The sequence below is a fragment of the Parapedobacter lycopersici genome (genome assembly GCF_040395035.1).
In the GTDB taxonomy this organism is placed as follows: domain Bacteria; phylum Bacteroidota; class Bacteroidia; order Sphingobacteriales; family Sphingobacteriaceae; genus Parapedobacter; species Parapedobacter lycopersici_A.
Genome location: NZ_JBEBRB010000110.1, coordinates 1 through 4726, shown reverse-complemented (window position 1 = coordinate 4726; position 4726 = coordinate 1). Strand labels below are relative to the sequence as shown.

Sequence of the window (4726 nt, the reverse complement as noted above, 5' to 3'; positions counted from 1 at the left end):
TACCTGATGATCAGAGCTTTTCAATTTCCTTGAGAGAAAGCTTGGTAAACTTGACAATCTGTGCCATAGAAATCCCGTCCTTCTTCATTTCACGCGCGATTGCAATGGCTTCCTCTCGTTTCCCTTCCAGCTTGCCCTCCAACTTACCTTCTCGCCTTTCCTGCCGTTTTACGGTTTCGATAATTCCCATGTTGATTGTTCCTCCTGTTAATTCTTCCACTTGTTGATCAAACTTAGAAAAGTTTGCCCGACTAAGCAAGCTTTTCGATCTCTCATCGGCCTATTAAAAGCAGCGTGAACGATGAAATTACGATTAATTTCAGCACTGCCGACAAAAACAAAGTTCTTTAAAAACACCAAAAAACTCAAAATCCGGTCGTGGTGATAGTCGTGGGCCAATAGCGCCTTTGCGATCATCAGCCGCTCCTGCCCAAGCACCTCATCGGAAACCTTCCCTTCCAGCAGTGCCTTCTGGCAGGCCAGCACCACCAACGCAAACGGATTATCCATGGCCAGCAATTCCGTCTCCGGGTGATCAAAAATATGGTACGTCCGGTAACGGAAACTAACCGCGGTATCCAGCACCTGGCTCCAGTATTCCCCCGGCCGCCGCTGGCTCCGGTTTCCGATGAACACCGCAATCGTAGCCACCGGAATGGCGTACCGGTCCCAAATGCGGTAGTTATACTGGTAAATGCGCCGCGCAAACGTTTCCCTGCTTCCGGCTTCTATTTCGGTATTGAGTAAAATATATTTCTCCTCCCCGTTCTTAAGGTAAATTTTAACCAGCAGGTCCGCCACCCGTTTATCCCTGGACCGCTCGCGACTGGGGATGATGGCATGAAGTTCCTTGTCCATAAACACAAGCTCGCGGCCAAAATCAAACAGCTCATCCGCATTGTGGTACAGGAAACGCAGAAAATCCACAAAATGCTCCTCAAAAGCACCTTTAAGCAATTCATCATTTTTCCTCCGGGGAGGCTTCCGGATCAGGTTAGGTTTGTTAGGCATGAGGCAAACATACCAAACCAAACTGATATATACTAATTTTTTTAGCTAAAAGTGGCTTACTATCCTGTTTCCGTTGACTTGCATACCCCGAATCACAGAAGCATCCCGCACCGGTAATCCGCAACCAGGGTAGCACAACCCTAAAACACGCGCAGCTTTTTCAGCAATGCATCGCGGTAATTCGGGCCGATGGGGATTGCCGCATGTCCCATATCCAGCACATTTCCCTTGATCGCCTGGATATGGGCGAGGTTCACGATATACGACCGATGTACCCGCATGAACAGACGCTGCGGCAGCTGGCTTTCAAAGGCCTTCAGTGCCTGCCCCACCAGCAGCCGCTTATCGCCGATATGCACCGCACAGAAATCGCCTTCCGCCTGGATGTATGCCATATCCCCGTAGTTTACCCGAACCAGCTTGTAATCCTGCTTGATAAAGAGGTAATCCAATGAAGCGGGACTGTCCTGGTGCAGCAGCATCCGTTCCCTTACCCGCTGAAACGCCTCGTAGAACCGTTCAAAGGTGATCGGCTTCAGCAGGTAATCAACCGAATTGAGGGCAAAGCCTTCCACCGCATACATGGCGTAAGCTGTGGTAAAAATAACCAGGGGTGGCTGCGTCAGCGTACGTAGAAAGTCCGTCCCCATAATCCCCGGCATCTGCACATCCAGGAACAGCAGGTCCACCGGTTCCGCAGCCAGCGCTTCGTATGCCTCCGTGGCATTGCTGCAGCTGCGGACCAGGCGCAGTTCCGGAATCCGGGCCATGTGTGTCCGGATCACGTCGCGTGCAATGGGTTCATCGTCCAGAATCAGGCAATTGATCGTCATAATTGAATCTTCAGGTTTACCCGGTATACGTCCGCCTGCGTAACGCTGTAGCTATACCTTCCGGGGTAATACAGCTCCAGCCGCCTTTTCAGGTTCTCCAGCCCGATCCCCTGTCGCCCCGGCTGCGCGGCCAGCGCTTCGTACGTATTGGCCAGCGTAAGCTCCAACTGCCCGGCGGCCGCGCAGACGGAGCCCCGGATATACGCCCCCGGGCGGTCTGTGCAACATTTAAATGCATTTTCAAAAAGCGGCATCAGTAGCAGCGGAGCCACCCGGTAGTCCGGCGTGTCGGCCGATTGAACCACGTCCACCAGCACGTGGTTGAGCCGCACCCTCTCCAGCGTCACATAATCCGCAATCAGCTTCATTTCCTTGTCCAGCGGCAGCCGGTCCCCATCGGTTTCATACAATACATAGCGGAGCAGGTCCGAAAGCCCGGCCACCAGCGTTGCCGCCCGCTCGCGGTCGCCCGAAAGCACCAGTCCGTAAATGTTGTTCATTGAATTAAACAGGAAATGCGGATTCAGCTGGGCTTTCAGAAAATGGAGCTCCAGCTGCAGGTTCTCCCGGGCAAGGCGGGCGCTCAGCAGCGTCGCCCGGTACGCGTTGACGGCCATCTTCAGAAAAAGCGGCACCATCAGGTTCAGCAGCAACGTCACCGGTGTGCCAAACGACAGGAATCGCTTTAGTACAATATTGGGCAGGTCCGACCGAATCAGTGCCTCATAGGCCCCCTGGTCGCGGTGCAGGCGAATCATACACGCACTGCAGCCCATTAGCAGTGCCTTTTCCAGCACGGCGTCCACCACCGTATACACAAAAAGCAGCAGCAAGAGCGTCCCCACGGCACGGAAGTACCTCGCCCTGCGCCATTGCCCGGCAATTACCGCCACGATCACGTAATACGCGCCGGCAATCATTGCGGTACTGTACAGGCTGAGCCCGAGCATCGCCTGCACGGGAAACCCCGAATATACATTGAATGAAATGGCGATGAAGTAAAACCGGATCCCGAAGAGGATGATCCACAGGCCCAGGTGCAGGGCCACGCGTCCTATCGGCGAAGGGTTAACCAAGTGATCAAATACCCGCATGCGCCTGACCTTTACTTGTCTTCATTTTTCCCGGATCGCTTCCCCGGTAAACAACGGCCAGGAAACCAATGCCCGTCAGCATCACCAAAAGATAGCTTGCCCAGCCCAGCCATTCAGCCTGCGCTTCAAACCCCGGCGCCACGGCAATGCGGCCGATCCCAGCTTCCGGCTTGAAGCCCCAGCACCACTGCACGAAATTCCACGAAGCATGGAGGCCTATTGGCAGCGCCAGGCCACGCGTCTTCAAGGCGGCTATGCCGAAAAACACCGCGCCGGTACCCGACCCCATGATGGCTGCCGGCCAGGACATGCCGCCGATGCGGTGTTCCACAATGAAAACCACCGCAATAACCAGCTGCGCCATCAGCGGACCGAATTTACGATCCATATACCGCAGCGGGTAGCCCCGGAAAGCCAGCTCCTCCCGGCAGGCCACCAGCAGGTACAATACCAGGTGAAGCACCACGGCAGAATAACCCACGGTCGGTGCTGCGCTAAAACTTACCGGCCCCAGGGCGATGACCAGCGCCGGCTGCAGCGAGGCCAATACGGAACCCACCAGCAGCCCAAAACCCAACCGTCGGAGCGTTTTCCCGCTCGGCACTGCGCCCATTCCGGCCAGGCTTAAGCCGCCCCATCTGGCGTAAACCAGCGTAAGCGCCAGCGTGGCCAATGCCGCCAATCCGACCGATGCGATTTCGCCGGCCGGTTTTGCCGTGTCTGCGGTCAGCGCCGACGACGCGACCAAAAACAGCATGCACAGCGCCCAGAATAACAGCACCTTGCCAACGGCCAGCAGGTTATTTTTCCTATTCATCGTTAAACCAATTTATGGGTGCGGCCGGCTGCCTGTCGTCCCACCCGCCTATGCAGGTATACTATAGCGAAGAACAACACCACCAAATATGGCACAATTATCTGAAAAAAAGATGCCGTGATATGCGCATGGGTAATCACAATGATGCCTCCGCCTTCCCCGGGTGTCCGCGGCAGTAGCCACTGCGCGTAGTTCCATCCAACATGAAGGCCCACCGGCAGCATCAGGTTACCGGTTGCCAGGTACGCCAGTCCGAACAACACGGACCCCACCCCGGTGGTGAGCATCACCAGGAGCGCCACATCAAGCGGCATAGCACTGTTTACATGCATCAACCCGAAGGGCACCGCTACTGCCAGCTGCGCAATCCAGTGTCGATAATGTGTGAGCAGCAACTGAAATGGATATCCCCTAAAAACGAATTCCTGAACGTAAGCCGACCACAAACACCCCACCAGGGGCAGCAGTAGGGAAATCACGGACGTCCCGGTATTGACCTGCCATTGCGCCCCGGTAAGCCTGATGGTAATAATCGCCGTTGCCACCAGCAGCGTCATGCCCGCCGCAGCACCCGCAGCCAATTGCCGCAGGTATTTGCCGTTAAGCGGGTACGCCCCCAGGGAGCGGAGCGATCTCCCTTCCGCTTTCAGGAACAGCGCGGTCAGGGCAAAAGATACCCCAAAGAAAAACCAGAGTTCGTTTACCGATGGAACGGCACCCGCGATGACCGTCGCCAGCTGCATCAGCATAAAATACACCAGCACGCGAATCATGGCCGGCATGTTTTTCCATTTTGCTTTCATCAACGCAAATAGACCGGATCAGCCGCTGACTGCCAAATAAATTCGTTGAACGTGTCCCAACCAGCTGCCAATCCCCGAAAATTGCCGGCAAGCCTTTCGGCGTGAGCGCAGGGTTAACGGTTATTTAACCCCATTCCCTTGCAGGAGCGCGCGATAAATACTAATCTT

The 4726-nt window shown here is 55.2% G+C and carries 6 protein-coding genes; all 6 read right to left on the bottom strand.

All coding sequences use genetic code 11. The features are described from left to right. Positions 1 to 10: 10 nt before the first annotated feature. Positions 11 to 220, bottom strand: coding sequence for a hypothetical protein (locus ABWO75_RS13265; RefSeq protein WP_353186302.1), 210 nt, complete (start codon positions 218 to 220; stop codon positions 11 to 13). Further along, the gene (locus ABWO75_RS13260; protein ID WP_353186300.1) at positions 208 to 1011 is read right to left on the bottom strand and encodes a hypothetical protein; all 804 of its coding nucleotides are present in this window, start codon (positions 1009 to 1011) and stop codon (positions 208 to 210) included. The genes ABWO75_RS13265 and ABWO75_RS13260 overlap by 13 nt, the downstream gene beginning before the upstream one ends. Positions 1012 to 1151: 140 nt before the next feature. Next, entirely contained in the window at positions 1152 to 1844 is a 693-nt protein-coding gene (locus ABWO75_RS13255; RefSeq protein ID WP_353186298.1) for a LytR/AlgR family response regulator transcription factor, read from the bottom strand. Next, positions 1841 to 2938 carry a sensor histidine kinase gene (locus ABWO75_RS13250; RefSeq protein ID WP_353186296.1) on the bottom strand — a complete coding sequence of 366 codons (1098 nt, stop codon included), beginning with the start codon at positions 2936 to 2938 and terminating at the stop codon, positions 1841 to 1843. Before ABWO75_RS13250 ends, ABWO75_RS13255 begins: the two co-directional genes overlap by 4 nt. Next, positions 2925 to 3755, bottom strand: a complete 831-nt coding sequence (locus ABWO75_RS13245) for a CPBP family intramembrane glutamic endopeptidase (RefSeq protein WP_353186294.1) — start codon at positions 3753 to 3755, stop codon at positions 2925 to 2927. The genes ABWO75_RS13250 and ABWO75_RS13245 overlap by 14 nt, the downstream gene beginning before the upstream one ends. A gap of 2 nt (positions 3756 to 3757) precedes the next feature. Then, positions 3758 to 4558 (bottom strand): CPBP family intramembrane glutamic endopeptidase, encoded by an 801-nt coding sequence (locus ABWO75_RS13240; protein WP_353186292.1) that lies wholly within the window; start codon positions 4556 to 4558, stop codon positions 3758 to 3760. Between the last annotated feature and the right edge of the window lie 168 nt (positions 4559 to 4726).